Origin of the sequence: Algoriphagus chordae (assembly GCF_003254055.1) — a bacterium.
Classification (GTDB): domain Bacteria; phylum Bacteroidota; class Bacteroidia; order Cytophagales; family Cyclobacteriaceae; genus Algoriphagus; species Algoriphagus chordae.
The window spans coordinates 87967-106061 of sequence record NZ_QKZT01000013.1; the positions used below are offsets into that span (position 1 = coordinate 87967).

Annotated in this window: 13 protein-coding genes; 8 read left to right on the plus strand and 5 right to left on the minus strand. The window is 40.1% G+C overall.

The annotated features are described in order from the left end of the window. Positions 1–29: 29 nt before the first annotated feature. Positions 30–416, plus strand: a complete 387-nt coding sequence (gene rbfA / locus LV85_RS14640; RefSeq protein WP_111320721.1) for a 30S ribosome-binding factor RbfA — start codon at positions 30–32, stop codon at positions 414–416. Positions 417–427: 11 nt separating this feature from the next. After that, positions 428–1657: an FtsX-like permease family protein gene (locus LV85_RS14645; protein WP_245942320.1), complete on the plus strand. Its 1230-nt coding sequence runs from the start codon at positions 428–430 to the stop codon at positions 1655–1657. Positions 1658–1672: 15 nt separating this feature from the next. On the opposite strand, the gene LV85_RS14650 is transcribed toward LV85_RS14645, so the two are convergent. Further along, entirely contained in the window at positions 1673–5311 is a 3639-nt protein-coding gene (locus LV85_RS14650; protein ID WP_111320725.1) for a hypothetical protein, read from the minus strand. 182 nt (positions 5312–5493) lie between these two features. Here LV85_RS14650 and LV85_RS14655 point away from each other — a divergent pair, with 182 nt between their 5' ends. After that, positions 5494–6093, plus strand: coding sequence for a hypothetical protein (locus LV85_RS14655; protein WP_111320727.1), 600 nt, complete (start codon positions 5494–5496; stop codon positions 6091–6093). 12 nt (positions 6094–6105) lie between these two features. Here LV85_RS14655 and LV85_RS14660 read toward each other — a convergent pair whose 3' ends face one another. Continuing rightward, entirely contained in the window at positions 6106–6657 is a 552-nt protein-coding gene (locus LV85_RS14660) for a hypothetical protein (protein WP_111320729.1), read from the minus strand. A 382-nt stretch (positions 6658–7039) separates the two neighbouring features. Between LV85_RS14660 and LV85_RS14665 the strand changes: the two genes are divergently transcribed. Beyond that, on the plus strand, positions 7040–8827 hold the full coding sequence (locus tag LV85_RS14665; RefSeq protein WP_111320731.1) for an ABC transporter ATP-binding protein: 1788 nt from the start codon (positions 7040–7042) through the stop codon (positions 8825–8827). Here LV85_RS14665 and LV85_RS14670 read toward each other — a convergent pair. Next, a complete protein-coding gene (locus tag LV85_RS14670; RefSeq protein ID WP_111320833.1) occupies positions 8824–9495 on the minus strand; it encodes a class I SAM-dependent methyltransferase in 672 nt (223 codons plus the stop codon). The genes LV85_RS14665 and LV85_RS14670 overlap by 4 nt on opposite strands. A 481-nt stretch (positions 9496–9976) precedes the next feature. Between LV85_RS14670 and LV85_RS14675 the strand changes: the two genes are divergently transcribed. Continuing rightward, complete coding sequence (locus tag LV85_RS14675; RefSeq protein WP_158531186.1) at positions 9977–10663, plus strand: class I SAM-dependent methyltransferase; 687 nt, start codon at positions 9977–9979, stop codon at positions 10661–10663. Here LV85_RS14675 and LV85_RS14680 read toward each other — a convergent pair. Continuing rightward, positions 10660–11574, minus strand: a complete 915-nt coding sequence (locus LV85_RS14680) for a universal stress protein (protein ID WP_111320735.1) — start codon at positions 11572–11574, stop codon at positions 10660–10662. The genes LV85_RS14675 and LV85_RS14680 overlap by 4 nt on opposite strands. 212 nt (positions 11575–11786) lie before the next feature. On the opposite strand from LV85_RS14680, the gene LV85_RS14685 reads away from it, so the two are divergent. The 3 genes from LV85_RS14685 to LV85_RS14695 all read left to right on the plus strand — a co-directional run bounded on the left by LV85_RS14685 (position 11787) and on the right by LV85_RS14695 (position 17449). After that, on the plus strand, positions 11787–12323 hold the full coding sequence (locus LV85_RS14685) for a 2'-5' RNA ligase family protein (protein ID WP_158531187.1): 537 nt from the start codon (positions 11787–11789) through the stop codon (positions 12321–12323). Between the two features lie 503 nt (positions 12324–12826). Next, entirely contained in the window at positions 12827–15904 is a 3078-nt protein-coding gene (locus LV85_RS14690; protein WP_111320739.1) for a SusC/RagA family TonB-linked outer membrane protein, read from the plus strand. 27 nt (positions 15905–15931) lie between these two features. Continuing rightward, positions 15932–17449, plus strand: a complete 1518-nt coding sequence (locus LV85_RS14695) for a RagB/SusD family nutrient uptake outer membrane protein (RefSeq protein WP_111320741.1) — start codon at positions 15932–15934, stop codon at positions 17447–17449. Between the two features lie 141 nt (positions 17450–17590). On the opposite strand, the gene LV85_RS14700 is transcribed toward LV85_RS14695, so the two are convergent. After that, positions 17591–18088, minus strand: coding sequence for a DUF6702 family protein (locus tag LV85_RS14700; RefSeq protein WP_111320743.1), 498 nt, complete (start codon positions 18086–18088; stop codon positions 17591–17593). Positions 18089–18095 lie beyond the last annotated feature (7 nt).

Genomic DNA, 18095 nt, shown 5'->3' on the forward strand with positions numbered 1-18095 from the left:
TCGCTAAATTTGTACCACAAATACTTCATATGGAAAGTAAAAGACAACAAAAATATTCGAAGCTGATCCAAAAAGAGCTTGGAGACATATTTCAAAAGGAATCAAAACACCTCGTCGGTCGCGCTATGGTGACGATCACTCGCGTTTTGATGAGTCCAGATTTGGGTTTGGCAAAAGTTTACCTAAGCTTTTTATTAGCTGACCCAGAAGCGACTTACAAGCTGATCAATGCACACAAAAAAGAAATCAGGCACCAATTAGCCAAGAGAATTGGCAAGTCCGTGCGTGTCATTCCTGAAATAGCCTTCTTCCCAGATGATTCGGCAGCCTATGCGCAACATATGGACAAGGTGATTTCTGATCTAGCGATCCCACCAGCTCCAGCTGAGGAAGAAGATCAAGAAGAAGAGGATTAATCAAACTATCCTTGAATCTTAGCTTTTTCATAGCCTCCAGATATTTCCGCAGCAAAAAGAAGCGGAACTTCATTACCATTTTGTCCAGGATTTCTATGATAGGAGTTGCTGTGGGCACGATGGCTCTAGTGATAGTGATGTCTGTATTCAATGGTTTGGAGGATTTGATACGAGGACTATTTGCGAGCTTCGATGCTGAGCTGAAGATTGAAGCTACGGTAGGTAAAAGCTTTATGACGAATGAAGAGTGGCTGGATAGCATCAAAAACATCGAAGGCATAGCGATTCTCACCGAAGTCATCGAGGACAATGCCCTGCTGGATTATAATGGCAATCAGATGATAGGCAGGCTCAAAGGTGTCTCTGATAATTTTCTAGATCAGGGACGATTCTCCAGAGGTTATTTCTGGGGAGACACCACCTTGGGAACAGCAATTAATCCCGCTGCAATTTTGGGTAGGGGTGTTGGGTTTTTTCTTTCGGTAAATCTCGACAACGTCAATGTTCCGCTGAAAATATTTTATCCCAAAGCACCGAAAAGTGCCGCCTCGATCGATCCTTCCCAGTTCTATGAATCAGCCGTGCTGGATCCCGTGGCTTATTTCAGTATCGGGGAGCGTCAGTTTGATGATGAGTATGTGATTGCACCATTGTTCTTTGTTCGAGACTTGTTGAAATATGGAGATAAAAGAACTTCACTAGAAGTGAAAGTTGCCGAAGGTCATTCTATTGCCGAGGTTCACAAAAGACTGAAGGCACATCTGGGGGATGATTTTTCGGTGAAAAATGCAGATGAGCAGCACGCAGACTTGATTCGTACTGTTCAGATGGAAAAGTTTTTCGTCTTCCTCACCTTGACATTTATTTTGGCGATAGCCTCTTTCAATATTTTCTTTTCGCTGAGCATGCTAGCGATTGAAAAGAAGAAAGATATAGCGGTGCTCAAGGCTATGGGTGCGCCGGAGAAATTAATCAGAATGATTTTCTTAAAACAAGGAGCTTTGATAGCGTTTAGTGGTGCAGCGATTGGTTTAATTCTTGGCTATTTGGTGTGCTGGGCACAGCAGACTTTTGGATTAGTTTCGCTTGGGATTTCCTCTGCCGTGGTAGATGCTTATCCCGTGAAAATGATTTGGTCTGACTTCATCTGGATCAGTCTGGCTATGATCGTAATTACTTTTTTTGCCTCTTCCCGCCCAGCTTGGATTGCTTCACAAGTAGATACCGTCAAGGAAATTTAATTCCTGCCCTAGGATTTAGGCAGGCGTTTCACTTTTCCCAAATTTGAATCCTGAGAATCCACGAATCAATATGGCATATAAACTTCCCAGTAGACCTAGCGTTCCGGTGAGGTAGGCATAAATCTCGTTTAAAAATGATTTGTCAAAAATGCTGATCAAGGCAAAACATATCAGTACAAAACTCACCGCAGAAACTTGGATCATCTTGGAGTTTCCATTTTTACTCTCAAAATCCTGGAAGCTTTTGATCTCCTGCTTACTCACATGCGTCAAGATATAAGTCTGGAATAATCTACTGAAAAACTCATATTTCTGCCATTCCAGGGTGTTATCTACTTCCTCGTCCTTAGTTGGATTGATAGCTGGGCTTGTGTCTTCCAGTTCATTGCTGGCTTTTGCCTTGATGAGGATACCTTTTCGAATCAGTTCATTGATGGCTTTTTTGCGTGATTTATTGAGAAAGCGTTCCATTGAAAAGGAGTAACAGACAAGTTTTTCCTGGAAATTCAACTCAGACCAGATGTCTGCGAATTGGGCAATTCCCAGTTGCATTTTTTCTTCATTTTCTGCTTGGTGAAGCAGGACATGCTTTTTGACATTTGGCTCTGCTTTAAAACTTTGCAGGTTGATGGGAAGTATGTGGAATTCAAACTCCGTGAAGGTCTCCGAATACATCACCTGATCGTCTATTTCCTTTATTCTATTAAATAGCTCATCCCAACTCTTGCCTGAACTGATGATGATAGATTTTTTTTCATCAATAAGCCTATTCATTAGAGGTACGATATCTAGTTGGTTTTTCAGACAATGAATATTCTGAACATGGACATGAGTTTTGTCTGATTCTATAAGCCCCTCCTTAGCAAGATCCGTGTCCAACAGGTTAATGGTCTGGAGTTTTTCATCTTTTATTTTCTTTTGGATCATTTCCGCAGGAATACCCGTCTGTGGAGAGCATAGAAATAGTTTGGGCTTGGAGAAGTTTATTCCCTTTCTTTTCAAACTGAAAAAAGGATAGAAAATAATATTTTGGATGATGTTTACAAAAAGAATGAACAGCGCTAGCATCGTGAGCACTACCATTAGATTATAGATGAGTCTTGAGAAACTCGGGAAATCAAGGCTCCTTTTCTCCATTGCCTTTTTGAAAACAAACTGATTTGGAGCGATGAAATTTTTGATTTTTTGGTCAAAAGGATCTGCTATCCAGCTAAGAATTTTTCTCCTATCTAGTTCATACTGTATTTGAAATGTGTTTAGTGAATCACCTAGTGAGCCGGGATCAGTCATTTGTTGAGAGCTGGAAGCATTCCAGATGGTTTGCTCGTACATCTGAGTTTTTGATTGCAGAAAATAGCCTGGTAAAAAGCCAATGATCAAGAACCACATGCCAAGAAACGCTGGTATTGTTATGCTTTTGTGATGTTTGGTGAAACTTGCCTTTGGCTTGATAATCAAGAACCAGATTGCAATAATAGCACAGGCAAGCAAGGTCAGAAATAGCGCTGTTAATAGGATTTGGAAATTATATATAGCGATAAAAAGCAGGAGCACTAGGTTGATGCCTACGAGAATAATAGTGCGCATGGAATAGCGTCGAATTTTGAATTCGGTGAAATCATCAAAAGTCAAGGAACTGATGGAAGTTGACAGGTTCACTAGTGAGATCAAAAAACTAGAGTATATCAGTATCAGCAGCATTTCTATATGAGAGGTGTCTGCTATATAATAGGTGCCAATCAGACCGATAGCATAGAAGATATAGGCGATAATCAGATAATTAAGTCGGGGAAGGTTGTTGGCATTGGGTTCCAGCCAAGAGTAAAGAAATGCCTTGGTTCCCTGCTTATCCAGTGATCGTCTTGAATATTTTTGAATCAATAGACTCAGTAATAAGCCTAAAAAATATACTCCGAGTAGAGATATGGACTCTGCAGAACTGAGAGAAGCAAAAGCATGATTGATGTTTTCATTTACCAAAAATAGTAACCATACATTTTCATCGAAATCAGTGGTATTTACTCTTTTAAGTATTCCCGTATAGAAATTCCCATTTAAGTATAGGGAGGTTTGGATTTGGGCATCAGAGTTTGAATTATTTTTCATCAGAGACTCTATCTCTCCCCACTTTGCTTGATTGATTCCTTCTTGGATTTTGGCGATAGGAGAGGAGATTTTATTACTCTTCATCAGTATTTTCCCATTCTCTTTCAGTGCCAAAAACCGGTAATTCTTGCTTAAATCTGGATTTACGTTGAATTTAAATGTGATTGCATTGATGCCAGAGATAGTTGGTCTTAGCTTGGAAGGTGCAAAATCCTTGGAGATGACAGTCTCCAGCTGTCCGTCTGAGCGACTGTAATGTGAATTTAGAAAGGTGACTTTTTCTTTTCCTTTTTCTTTGAAAATGGTGAAATACTCTCGTTGACTCAGATCTATTGCCGAGCTGATATTCGAAAAATCCACGAGCTTTGACTCGGTATTTGTATGCTTGAAATAGATTTTCTCTGCATAGCCATCTGCCTTAAAGGAGATTACCTCATTGAAATTGGTAGGTTCATCAGCGAGCTGCTCATACTCAGTGAAAGATTCTAAAAAGCTTCTATATATATTTAAAGAGTTCTCTAATTCGCATTTTATCTCATTTGCCAAGCCAACTTGCTGTTTCACGGGATCGGGTTCATTTCGAAACTGAGAAATAGAATAGCCTATAATAATAGTCAAACATACTAGAGAAATGCCCACTTGAGTCACTTTGTTTTGCGTGAGATTGTCTCCTGGAGATAGGTTCATCACACCTAGAATAGGAACCAAAGCGATCAGAATCAACAGAAAGAGTATCAACATGCTCAACTTGCCAAAATCTAAACGCATCCCTACTTTTTGGTAAGTATCTTCTGAGATCAAGCCTACGGCATAGAGCTGTTGGTTTTCCATGGCAATAGGCGATACATAGGCCCTGGACTGATTTCCAGAATAATTGAGTCGTATAATATCTGTGCCCGAATTGGTCACTCCTAACGTGTCTATTTCTATATCCTTAGGAAGGAATAACTTGATGCCCGTATCCTCTGGTGGATAGAGAATCGTCCCGTCATTGTAGGTGATAAAGAAGTGTTCAAATATTTTATTGGTTTCCTGCTTTCTCAAAAGCTCTGCTATCGGGATTTCCAAATCGATAATCAGTTTGCTGTCGGAATGGATTGATTGCTTTTGGGAAATTTTGAAAGCTGCTATGAGAGAATCTAAATCGTAGTTTCTATGCAGATTATCAATATTCACAACTAATCCGTTTTTGATCACAAGGCCATTTCTGAAGCCAAGTGAATCGTCAAATTCTGAGCTTGACCTAATTAGTCTTGGATTGGAATATTTGAAATTAAATTTGATGATATTGGCGAGTATCGCTGCTTCGGATTTGCTGCTGTCGGTATAGCTGAAAGCATGCGCAGCAGCTTCTCGCATAAAGTGAGCATCTACTCGTGTATAATAATCTGAAAGCGCCCGGACAATATCATTTTTGGAAGCTTCTACACTTCGAGTAAGTTGGTTTTCCAGCTCCTTCTGGTTGTTGAAGGATTGCATATAGAGTGTCACCCCAATAATTAGGATTACCGGTAGTAGGACGAGCCATATTTTTACTGTTTTTGCCATAGGAAAAAATTTATCTTAAAAAATCTTAATCAATGTAAGTTATAATGTGCTGAAAATCAATGTTTAGTGCTAGTGACCTTTATTGTTATAGAAATTCATTAGAAAAATTGGCCTTAAATTGCTCTGAGGCATGTTTCTTGGAGACTGAAGCCTTTCACCCTAGTTTGTAAATTAATTACCCAATGAAGCGCGTATTGCCCCTATTCCTTATTTTGATTACGTTTATTTCCCTTCCTTCTTTCACTTTTGCGCAAGCTAACTCTGAGGACAAAGGTTCTCTGCAATCAGGAACGATCGATAGCCAGTTTGACTACATCTATAGTGAGTCAAATGATTACCAAGAATATAAAGTCGTCAAGCGAACCAACTTGGATAAGCTGAAGTCCAATATTCTAGATTCTATGCGCACGATGAGAAAAGAGGTGGGAGATCTCAAGCTTTTGATAGTGAGTGAAAAAGACTCCATCAATACCCTTATTACCACCTTGGCTACTGCTGAAGTGGAGAAGCAAGATGCTATCGCACAAAAGGACAATTTTTCTTTTCTTGGAATGGGAATTCACAAGGCAGTTTATTCCTCTTTTATGTGGATTTTAGTAGCTGTACTTGCTGGAGCACTTGCCGTTTTCTCATTCCAATATTTCAGTAGCTTCAGGAAAATCAAAAAAGCTCAGAAAGATTTGGCTGAGGTGCAGGAAGAATTTGACAATCACCGTAAGAATATGGTGGATCGAGAGCGCAAACTCAAGCGAGAATTGGTTGATGCGCAATTGGGCAGATAGTAGCTGTTTTCCTCATGTTGATAGTATGTTTTGCAAAAATTCTTCACGCTCTTTTTTCGAAGTTTTCTTCATTTTCCAAATAAAAAAGCCACATACACAGGCTACTATTAAGCTTATTATATGCAACTGAATAAGGGTAGAAATCCCCAAGAAAATTAGTCCGTAGAAGTAAAGTGGATTAAGAAACATTTTTTTTGTCTCTTTTTGGTCAATGTAATTTTGATCAGTGGAATGATTAATAACGCCAAAGTAGGAGCCCTGGCTTTTACCTTCCCGAATGTACCAGTAAACTGTTACGTTATTCCCTTTCCTACAGGCGAGATTGAAATCTTGAAGTTGAAAAGAACGTTCTTTTCCCTCAGAATTTATTAAAAATAGCTGATCATGAATTACAGTCTGCGATGTGATACTGACTGGAGCCGAATACCCGGACCCTTGGTAGGTAGACCCTCCTCCGCCACCTCCAGAGACACGTGTTTCTAAATTTTTTCCTGACTCAGCTACCTCTCCTGAAAATTGATAGATATTAAAAGCTTTTTGGTAAGATGGATTAATAGTATTCATAAGCAAATAGATATAGTTAATAAAAATATTTGACCTTAAACAGTAAGGACTAAGATCATGAATTTTAAGAAATTAAGCAATACATAGGTCAAAGTGCATGCTTTTTTTTACCCCTTTTATTTCCTTGAGAAATTAGGTGTTTGTGAGAATTCATATTCATTTATTTTAAAGAATGTATGGTTCATGCTTTGCGAAAAAAAGAGACTTAGCTATATGATAATTTATCCTGAATGTTGAATTCTTAATTGGACAAGGTGTTTTTCCAGATAATTTTTTGACATAGGTTTTAGTAGTACCTGTAGAGTATCAATCCTTTCACTTTTACAAAGAGAATCCTTGCGAAAAAACCTTAAGTTTGTCCACTTAATACGAAAATCAACGGATGGCTAAGAAAAGAGGAACTGCTTTGGACGAGAGTGAGAAAAGGAAGTTGAATAAGCAGAATTTGAGTAAACTGGCAGGCATTTTTCAGTTTTTGATGCCTTATAAATCACATTTTTTTTTAGGACTAGTATTCCTAGTGTTTTCATCACTTACCCTGCTGACTTTTCCTTTCGTCGCTGGTAAGCTGATCGATACTGCTCAGGGGACGGATTGGATCGTATCTGATATTAATTCTATTGCGCTGATGTTGGTAGGAATACTGGCAGTGCAGAGCGTATTCTCTTTTTTCAGGGTCTGGCTTTTTGCCTTGGTCTCGGAGCGATCCATGCGTGACATCCGAATGGCATTGTATTCTAGAATGGTGCGTCTGCCTATGACGTTTTTTGATAAACGCAGAACGGGTGAATTGATCAGTAGAATTACCTCAGATGTAAGCATGCTTCAGGATACCTTTTCGGTTACGCTAGCAGAGCTTTTTCGACAGATCGTTACGCTTGTAGCTGGTGTGATATTCTTGATGGTCAATACGCCTAAATTGACCTTATTTATGCTTGCTACATTTCCTGTCTTGGTGGTGATAGCCATGGTCTTTGGGAAATTTATCCGGAAACTTTCCAAAAGCACCCAGGATGAATTGGCTTCTGCCAATGTGATTGTGGAGGAGACGCTTCAGTCCATCAGTACTGTCAAATCTTTTGTGGGTGAAGCTTTTGAATCTGCACGGTATGGAGCTGGCTTGAATAGAGTAGTGGGCGTAGCCTTACGAGCGGCCAAGTATAGAGGAGCATTTATTTCATTTATCATTTTTGCCTTGTTTGGAGGCATCGTGGCAGTGATGTGGTACGGCGCGAGTTTGGTTAGTTCAGGCGAAATGAGTGTGGGAGAGCTAGTTTCCTTTGTGCTTTACACCACCTTCATAGGAGGATCGATAGCAGGGCTAGGAGATATTTATGGACAGGTACAGAAGGCTATTGGCTCTTCGGAGCGAGTAATGGAGATTTTGGACGAAGAACCAGAGCCAGTTTTGGGTACACAGACACCTACCTTCCAAGGAAAAATATCTTTCGATCATGTTGGTTTTCATTATCCTACACGACTAGAGATGGAAGTCTTGAAGGATCTGACCTTCCATGTCAATCCAGGTGAAAAAGTAGCTTTGGCAGGTCACTCTGGTGCCGGTAAATCTACGATTATACAATTGCTGATGCGATTCTATGATGTGCAAAAGGGCTCCATTATGGTGGATGATCGTCAGTTGAGTGATTGGAACTTACAAAACTTGCGTTCTCATGTAGGGATGGTGCCTCAGGAGGTCTTGCTATTCGGCGGATCCATTCGTGAGAATATAGCTTACGCTAAACCAAGTGCCTCTGAGGAGGAGATTGTATTAGCTTCTAAAAAAGCCAATGCTTGGCAGTTTATTTCTCAATTCCCTGAAGGCTTAGACACCTTAGTTGGGGAGCGAGGAGTAAAGCTTTCGGGAGGACAAAGGCAGCGAGTGGCTATAGCCCGAGCTATTTTGAAAGATCCATCTATATTGATTTTGGATGAGGCTACCTCTTCCTTGGATGCGGAATCTGAATCCTTAGTGCAAGAGGCTCTGGATGAGCTGATGAAAGGCAGAACCACCATCATTATCGCACACCGACTAGCAACCATCCGCAAGGTGGATAGAATATATGTTCTCAGTGATGGGGAAATAGTAGAGCAAGGAACTCACCAAGACCTGCTCGATAGAGCCGATGGCTTTTATGCCAACTTGGTTCGATTACAATTTGCTGATTAGGAGAGGTTGTGTGCCGAGATTGATTTGATCATTCCCATAAACTTTTCTAGATATAGGGTTGAATTAGGGAAAAGCTGCTGCATTTCTTTTTGATCAAGTAGTCGGATTTCATCTAGGTACTGCTGGGCATCTTTGGGATCCCATTTTTGCAGCCTGCTCAGCTTAGTTTTGGTCAGGAAAAAGTAAAGTAAGCTGTGAGGCATGTACTGGGCAAAGGGGAGTGCATAGTGTGCTTCCACTGGGAAAATCCTGTTTGGAGTTTGGATAAAATGCTTTTTGCCTACACGAATAATCTCGTTTGCCATTTTTTGCTGATTCTCCCAAGTGTACAAATGCTCGATCACCGAATTTGAAAACACAAGATCAAAGCTGTTTTCTTCAAATTCCGTCATATTAGTAGCATCTCCCACCACTGATTTGATCTTAGGATGGTTGGTTTTTTCCTCACTCAGATTGAGGAGCACGATTTCAATGTTGGGGAGAGTAGGAAGGCTAGAAGTATTCCAGAAATAGGAAGCTCCGCCTACGTCCAGTACACGAATAGGATCATTTTTAGAGAAATTCTGAAAGAATAAATCCTCGAAATCTTTTTGCCTTTGGTTTCTAAACTTGGCTCCCAAAGATTCGGGATTATCGGAAGGTGAAAATAAATTCGAAATAAAACTCATGGGTTGCCCTTGAGGCGTTTCTGCTAACAAATAATTGCAAAAGTAATCAGCCTTGGTGATTCTTTTCTTAATTTTGAACTTGAAATGATTCACCTTTCGCTTCCAACTCTGCTAATTCGGTTTTAGGAGGAAAATAGGCCTGATTCTGGCTGATTAAATATTTTCAATTGTGGTTCGGATGAAATGTGAAAGTAACAAAATAGTCGCCCAAACGAGCTGATTTTTACTCGTGAAAATGCCAAGTGATTTGTATAAAACCTGTAAATTTTGTGGAGGCTCGAGCCTTATTTCTTTTGAGGCGAGTGAGCGCATGTTGGGTATGGGAGGCACCTTTGACTACTCAGAATGCAGGGATTGTAAGTCTGTTCAGTTGGACCAGATTCCCCAAAATCTCGCAGACTACTATTCCCGATCCGGGTATTATTCATTTTTGCCCTTAGTACAGTCCGGATTTGCCAGAAGAGTATTCAAGCAGATTCGCATGAACCTGCTGTTCGCGACTAATGCCAAAGCTTTTGAGCCAAGCTTTGGCTATTGGTTGAAGAAGTTGGCGCCGGGATTTCATTCCAAGATCGCTGACGTAGGATGTGGAAATGGACAATTGCTGTATGAATTGTATGCCTCGGGGTATACAGACTTGCATGGCTTTGATCCCTTTATGGAAAAGGATCAGGTGATCAATGCTAATCTTCATCTCCGGAAGCAGCGGATAGAAGAGAGTGAAAGCACTTTTGATCTGATTATGATGCATCATGCTTTTGAGCATATGGAAAGTCCGATGGAGACACTTCAGGCCTGTTTTGATAAACTCAATCCTGGAGGTAAGTTATTAATCAGAACTCCAGTGACAGATGCTGAAATTTGGAAGGAAAAGAGAGAATTGTGGGTGCAGCTAGATGCCCCGAGACATTTGGTTATTCCTTCGGTTGTTGGATTTGAGCGACTTTCCAAAGCAATAGGTTTTGATTTGTATGAGGTGCTTTTTGATTCCAGTGCATTTCAATTTTGGGGTACAGCCTTGTACGAGCAGGGTTTCACCTTGAGGCCGAATCTGGTGGATGAGCTTTATTCGAAGGAGGAATTAGTGTCTTTAGACGAAAAAGCCCTCCTTTATAATAAGGAGGGCATTGGAGATCAAGTTTGTTTTTTTCTGACGAAGCCGATCTAGACCTTAAATAGTGCTTCAAAGAATCCCATGGTTTCACCTTTCTTCTTGAAGATCAGCATGGGTAGAATATTGTTAACCACCACTAATTTTTCAGCTACAGACCCAAGGAGGATGGCCGCAGATTTTGTTTTGCCTCGAGAGCCAAGTAGGATCATATCAGCTCCGATTTTCCCTGCTTCTTCGAGCAAAGCTTTGCCTTGGCCTTCGCCATCATTCAAGACAAATCGGCAGCTTAAACCTGGATGATTAAACTTATCAATAAATCGATTGAAGTCCTCTTGAGCATTCTCCTTCATGATTTCGGCAAATTCCTCAAAGGTCTTGCCTGTCTTAGAGTAGCCATGAGGCACCTGATAAAGATGGACTGGAACAAGGTCAGCACCCAATTCTTCCGAGATTCTTTCCCCAAAATCATAGATCAAATCCGTGTGATTAGAGAAATCTGAAGGGATCATTATTTTATGAGGAAGTCCTGGAGGTCTTCTTTCTTGCAAGAGCAGCACAGAGCAAGGAGCTTTTTTGGCGACTCCTTTGGCAAGTGATCCATTTCCTTCTAGGACTTCTTTTCTTCCCATGATGATGAGATCAACGTCTTTGATTTTGGCCCAGCGAAGCAGTGTGTCCAAAGGATGAGCTCCTTCCTCTGCAAAAACTTCAATCTCCATACTTTCTGGAAAATCAAATTCTTCCAACTTTTCCTTGATTAAAGCTTCTATGGATTCATCTCCAGGAGCGAGCAATTCAGGATGGTTTTTGAGAATTTCATCCGGCACCGCAAGATTTTTGGCTACATGAACAAAGTAGCACTTATCTATTCCTAGGAACTTCAGATACACAATAGTTTTTTTGATCAGGATATCGTCCATCTCAGTCAAATCAAGACCTATCATGGCCTTATAAAAATACTTCATAGCTGTTTGGTGTTTATTCCCTTAATTTAAAGCTTTGATTGAGTTTATCGAATAGTTTTTTTGTTTTTACGCAAGGAATTCGTTTTCAAGGTAGTTTTGTGGGATAAATCACATGCGAAGATCAAAATCAGGAGCATAATTATTACATCCTCAATTTTGCCCAATAGGTTTCGGGATGGCCATAGAAAGAAAATCATGTACAAATGAGAGTGATGCAAAAGTATTTTTTGGCAATTGTGCCTGAAGGAGTTTTTCAGGAGCGGGTGACCAATCTAAAGTTAGAAATCAAGGATCGATACCAGGCTAAATACGCGCTCAAGTCCCCAGCACATATTACTGTGAAAATGCCTTTTATATTTAATGAGGCAAAAGAGGATAAGTTACTTGAGAAACTTAGGAGTTTTGTTGCAGGGTATCAGCCAATGGAGATTGCTATCAAAGGAGTGAAGACTTTTGGTGAACGGGTGATTTACTTAGGGGTAAAAGCGGATCAAAATCTGTTTGATTTCCAAAATGAATTGAAAACCTATTGTAAAAGGGAATTGAACTTAGTAGACGAGTTGAGCGATCGAAACTATCACCCACATATGACGATAGCTTTCAAAGACCTAAAGAAATCTCAGTTTCAGAATATTCTCAGGTTAGCGGTGGAAACTGAAATAGCTGCAGAATTGCAGGTGTCTCATATAGTCCTGTTGAAAAGAGTAAACGGCACTTGGTCCAGCTACAAAAAATTAGACTTAGGGTGAAATTGCCCGTTCAATCACCATTTTTTTTGATATTGAGTAAAAAAATGGGTTTGTGAAAAAAAATATTAAAAAATAGTTAATTCTTCAAAATAGGAAAAATTCGAAATTTTCTCTTTTTTATATATTTGTTTATACGATTTTGGTCCAAAATAAATCTATCATTTTTAACAAAAACTAATTGATTAAAAGAATTTTGTTTGGCAAAACTCACTAAATGATTAAAAGGAGGTGAAAGCAAGTTATAGCGACTTAGCTTAAACTTGCCTTAAAAGGATTGTTTTTCATTAAAAAGCAGATTTAATGATATGTTAATCATTAAATAATAAAATAAAAATCTGAAATTTTTGAAATCTTACATTCCATAAATTGTGATTTATATTTTTTAACAATTTTTCAAAACATAATTTTTTACCCACTTGATTCCCTGTGAGTTGTGGTCTTTTGTATATCAAACTTTCGGTTAATATTCGTAGCAAAAATATATAAACTTAAATGTATAACCTATGAAGAAAGTTTTATTAGGCTTTGCGTTAACCATACTGACAGTGATGTCAGTACTTGCGCAAACCAAAACAATCACTGGTAGGGTCACTTCAGCAGAAGAGCCTGACGGTGTACCCGGAGTAAGCGTAGTGCTAAAAGGTACTACTCAAGGAACAATCACGGATCTTGACGGAACCTATGCACTCAATGTGCCTGGGGATGCGACCACTCTCGTATTTAGTTTTGTAGGATATCTTACTAAGGAGATGCCTATCGGAACAAGAAGTGTAATCGACGTTGACCTGGCCCCCGATGTGAAAACACTTAATGAAGTGGTAGTCGTGGGTTATGGTACTCAGGAAAGAAGAGAAATTACCGGTTCTGTAGCTTCTATAGATGCAACCGCAATAGAAAATCTGGTTGCTCCTTCTTTTGAGTCACAGCTTGCTGGTAGAGCTCCTGGTGTACAGGTAACTACTCCAAGTGGAATATTGGGAGCTGCTCCTATTATTCGTATTAGGGGTGTAAACTCAATTACCTCAAGTGCTAGTCCTCTTATCGTAATCGACGGTGTACCAGTAGTGGATTCTGACAGATCTGCAGTCAATGCGGCTAACCCCTTGGCGAATATAAACCCTGCAGATATTGCTTCTTTTGAAGTATTGAAAGATGGTTCTGCCTCTGCAATCTATGGTTCGAGAGCTGCTAACGGTGTGATTTTGATTACCACAAAGAGAGGTATGGATGGTAAAGCTAAAGTTTCTTATAGCACATCCATGGGTATCAATGAGGAGGTGTCTAGATTTGATCTTCTGACTGGTGATGAGTTCGTAGAGATAGCTAATGAGAAGAGAACGAATGCAAATGCAGGTACATTAGCAAATCCTGGTGAAAATACTGATTGGCAGGATCTAATTTTCAGAAAAGGTTTTACGCAACAACATAACCTGTCCATTGCGGGTGGATCTCAAGCTACAAAGTATTTTTTCTCTGTGGGTTTCACTGATCAGGAATCACCTATCAAACCAAATGAATTGAGTAGATATTCTTTCCGTGGAAATGTGGATCATAGTATCTCCAAGGCGGTAAGAATAGGAAGTTCTATGTCTTATACCTATACCAAGATTTTAGGATTAAACAATGGTGCCAATTCCCTGTCAGGAGCTATCTACAATGCTACAAGATCGCTTCCAAATGTTGCTATCTACGATGCTGAAAATACTGCCTTTGATGGCTTCAACGTGACAGCTAATGGTGCTACTACGGGATTTGGCAACAACCTTGCTGGCCCAGATAACAACATTCCTAACATAGGATTTGTAATTCAAAATAATACCTTCCGAAGTAGTGCACACAGGGTAATAGGTAGTGCTTACGGTGAAGTGGATATCGTGACTGGCTTGACAGCAAGATCTCAAATCGGTATTGATTTGACTATGTCAGATGATTTCCAGTCATTGGACCCTCGTCATGGAGATGGTAGAAGCTCTAATGGTTCTGTTTATCAGTCATACCGACCTGCTTATCGATGGAACTGGCAAAACACATTGAATTACCAAACTGTCTTTGCCGAGGATCATAGCTTAAACGTAACTGCGGGTTTGGAATATCAATTTTCTAAATTCTACAATTTCACTGCCCAAGGAACGGATCTTTCTGATAATTTTTACCGGTTGAATAACTTGATTTCTGGTTCTTATAACAACCAATTCTCTGGCGGTGGATATGCTGAGCGTGGTTTTGACTCATACTTCGGTAGATTCAACTATAGCTACAAAGGCAAATACCTATTGTCTTTCACTGTAAGAAATGATGGAATTTCCGATCTAGCTCCAGAAAACCAAAGAGGTACATTCTTCGGTGGATCTGCTGGTTGGAGAGTTTCTGATGAGGCATTCTTCAACTCTGACTTAATCTCTGATTTCAAATTGAGAGTGTCTTATGCAGAAGTAGGAAATACTGAAATCGGTACATTCGCTGCTTATGGTGGATATAGCCCAGTATTGGGTGGTGCAGGTGCAGGTATTGGTTATGCTGCTATCGCAAACAATAATCTACAGTGGGAAACTTCTCAGAAGTTCAACATCGGTTTGGATTTGAGCATTGGCAAAGTGACTTTCACTGCTGATTACTTCAAAAACAATATCAACGGGTTGATCCTTGAAGCTCCTACTGCTCCTTCATTAGGTGTTCCGGGCAACTCAATCAACCAAAACGTTGGATCTATGAGCAACTCTGGTTTGGAATTGAGAGCTTTTGCTAACGTGATCAACAGAGGTAAATTCTCTTGGAATACTGACTTCAACATTACTTTTATTAGCAATGAAGTGACTGAGTTGGTTAGTCCACTGACTGGAACATACAACAGAACTGAAGTAGGCAATCCAATTGCTCAGCTTTATGGATACAAATGGGCGGGTGTAAACGCTGCTAATGGTAACCCAATGTATTATTCAGGAGACGATATTGTACAGTACAACTTGACTAGTGGTGCCTTAGGATATAAAGCCTATGATCCTGCCAATCCAGCTGATGTATCCGTTACAGGGGCTGCTCCCACTCAGGATTATCTTGGAAATACACTTCCAAAATGGCAAGGAGGATGGTCTAACAGCTTTACTTTCGGTGGATTTGACGCTGAGATCTTCACAAGATTCTCTGGAGGAAACTACATCATGAACGAATCTGTAAGAGGTCTAATGGGGCAAGGTTTCTCAAACAACCATGCTAGTATCTTAGACAGATGGACTGAAAGTGGTCAAGTAACTGATGTTCCTAAGCTTTATTCTGGACAAGATCAAAACATGTGGCAAAGTTCTGCTTCGAACAGCAGATTTGTTGAGAAAGGTGATTTTGTGAGAATTCAGAATATCGTTGTAGGCTATACTCTGCCAACAGCTGTGCTTTCAAGTGCTTTCAATGGTGCTATCACCAATGCAAGATTCTTTGCGCAGGTTCAGAATCCATTCACTTTCACTAGCTATTCGGGACTTGATCCTGAGTCAAACCAGTATTCTGGTCAATTGAGCTTCGGGGTGGATTGGAACGTAGCTCCAATTATCCGTACATACACGCTTGGCCTGAACGTAGGTTTCTAATCCTTAAAACCTAAAAGAAGAATTAAAATGAAAAAAATAACTATAAAAAATATCAAACTAGCGCTTGTTGCTGCTGCCTTGGTAGGCTTTTCCAGCTCTTGCGATGTGACTGATTTGACTCCAGCTAACTTGATTCCAGACGATGAAGCCTTCACAACAGCTGCGCGAATCGAATCGACAGTGCTTGGAGTATATGAATCTGCGCAGCGAGGTTATTATGGTGGAGCTGTACAAAGAGGTTATCCTTTTGGTGCTGCTAACGTAGAGCAGGGTGATTTGAGAGGTGAAGACATGTACAACGATCAGTTGTTCTATGAAATCACTTATGTAGGCTCTTATAATCCAAACTCCGCAAATAACAACGGAATGTGGATTTCCCTTTACAGAATGATCAACAGATTGAACATTATTCTGGGCAATTTGGATGAGGCTGTATCTTCCGGTGTTTTGACCACAGAACAAGGAAATGGCTACAAAGGAGAACTTCTATTCTTGAGAGCTTTAGCACATCATGAATTATTGGTTCATTTTGCAAGACCATACTCTGATGATCCTAATGCGCTTGGGGTACCTTACCGTACTTTTGGCGTGGATGATGTAACTAAGGTGCCTGAGGCGGAAGCTGTAGGTAGAGGTACAGTGGGAGCAGATTACACGCAATTGCTAACTGATCTAGATCAAGCAGAAGGATTAATAGCTGCTGGGGGTGCATTCCGAGCAAACAAAGGTGCAGTAATCGCATTGAAATCCAGAATCAAACTTCATATGGAAGATTGGACTGGTGTTTTGGCGGAATATGAGAAGTTGAAGGCAATGACTTATGCTTTGACACCAAATCCTGTGACTCCGTTCAGAGGAGGTACAAGCTCTGACAACATTTTCTCTTTTGTAAACTCTGCTGAAGCTAACCCAGGTGTAAACGGTGCTTTGCCTTCTATGTATGGCAACCCAGATCTTGGAGCAAGAGGCTTGGTGAAAATCAGCCCAGTAATATGGACTGCTGCTTTTTGGAAAGAGACTGATGCTAGAAGAGTAGCTATGACTACTAAATCTGCGACAGGCGTTTTCACAGATAAATATACTGACGCTACGACCTATACAGATCCTAACGTGATCTTAAGATATGCTGAAGTAGTATTGAATGCATCTGAAGCTTATGCTAGAACAGGCAAAATGGCTGAAGCAGTGGTATTGCTAAACTCAGTAAGAAGTCGTGCACTTCCAGCTTCAGAAGCTGAATACACCGTGTCAGGTCTTGGTGATGGTATTCTAGAAGCTATCTGGAATGAAAGAAGAATTGAATTCCTAGCAGAAGGCAGAAGATGGCCAGATATCCATAGGCTTTCTGGTTCTGGTGAAATGGAGGGTGTACCTTCAAAAGCCTCTTCCAGATCGATTACGAGCATCGATTTCTACACTGGTGCTAAGCCTATCCCAATGGATCATTCCATTGCGTATTCTTCAACTACCTTCATCTGGCCAATTCCATTGACAGAACTTCAGACCAACTCCACTGCTCCTATCGAGCAGAATCCAGGTTATTAATCTGATCATACCTTAAAATCAAAGTCCGGCCATTTGGTCGGACTTTTTTCGTTGGGACTCTGCAAATTTGAAAATGCACTACCTAATCCCTTATAAAGGAAAAGCTGGAATTATAGTGCTTTGGGCTAAAATCACTCAGGTCTAGTCTGAGCTGGACAAAACTCCCATTTCCTTATCCTTGCCTAGGATGATACTTTTGGGAGAATTGTCTTCAAAATAGAATTGGACCACATTCTTTTGATCTGAAAAATCAGCTATTAGTAAGTTGTTTTTGATTTTTATTGTAGTTGGTTCCTTCACTTTTTCAGATTCGAGATAGAACCAAGCAGCATCTTCCTCTACCTCATATCCGATAAAACTTACCGCTATCAATTTGTCATCAATCCAGATTTTATTATGCTCCCTTAAATAGGATTCTATCTGCTTATCAAGCTTTTCTTTATTAGCTGGATTTAAGAAATCTATCGATTCGTTATGAAATCCGCTCAAGGCGATTTCCAAATCATCCCAGAAAATCTTCTGAGAGATCTCCAGATGTTCTGTTTGCTCATTCCACTTGATTTCAGTCAAACTGAGGTGGAATGGATGGTATATCACCAGCCATCCCAAACTGATCATGTATAAGTAAAACTGTTGCATTTGGTAA

What these genes read in the sequence shown, in the direction of transcription:
- rbfA (WP_111320721.1), top strand. Translation starts at nt 30, where the DNA reads ATGGAAAGTAAAAGACAACAAAAATATTCGAAGCTGATCCAAAAAGAG.
- LV85_RS14690 (WP_111320739.1), top strand. Translation starts at nt 12,827, where the DNA reads ATGAAGAAAGTTTTATTAGGCTTTGCGTTAACCATACTGACAGTGATG.
- LV85_RS14700 (WP_111320743.1), bottom strand. Translation starts at nt 18,088, where the DNA reads ATGCAACAGTTTTACTTATACATGATCAGTTTGGGATGGCTGGTGATA.
- LV85_RS14650 (WP_111320725.1), bottom strand. Translation starts at nt 5,311, where the DNA reads ATGGCAAAAACAGTAAAAATATGGCTCGTCCTACTACCGGTAATCCTA.
- LV85_RS14675 (WP_158531186.1), top strand. Translation starts at nt 9,977, where the DNA reads ATGAACCTGCTGTTCGCGACTAATGCCAAAGCTTTTGAGCCAAGCTTT.
- LV85_RS14685 (WP_158531187.1), top strand. Translation starts at nt 11,787, where the DNA reads ATGCAAAAGTATTTTTTGGCAATTGTGCCTGAAGGAGTTTTTCAGGAG.
- LV85_RS14655 (WP_111320727.1), top strand. Translation starts at nt 5,494, where the DNA reads ATGAAGCGCGTATTGCCCCTATTCCTTATTTTGATTACGTTTATTTCC.
- LV85_RS14660 (WP_111320729.1), bottom strand. Translation starts at nt 6,657, where the DNA reads ATGAATACTATTAATCCATCTTACCAAAAAGCTTTTAATATCTATCAA.
- LV85_RS14680 (WP_111320735.1), bottom strand. Translation starts at nt 11,574, where the DNA reads ATGAAGTATTTTTATAAGGCCATGATAGGTCTTGATTTGACTGAGATG.
- LV85_RS14670 (WP_111320833.1), bottom strand. Translation starts at nt 9,495, where the DNA reads ATGAGTTTTATTTCGAATTTATTTTCACCTTCCGATAATCCCGAATCT.
- LV85_RS14665 (WP_111320731.1), top strand. Translation starts at nt 7,040, where the DNA reads ATGGCTAAGAAAAGAGGAACTGCTTTGGACGAGAGTGAGAAAAGGAAG.
- LV85_RS14695 (WP_111320741.1), top strand. Translation starts at nt 15,932, where the DNA reads ATGAAAAAAATAACTATAAAAAATATCAAACTAGCGCTTGTTGCTGCT.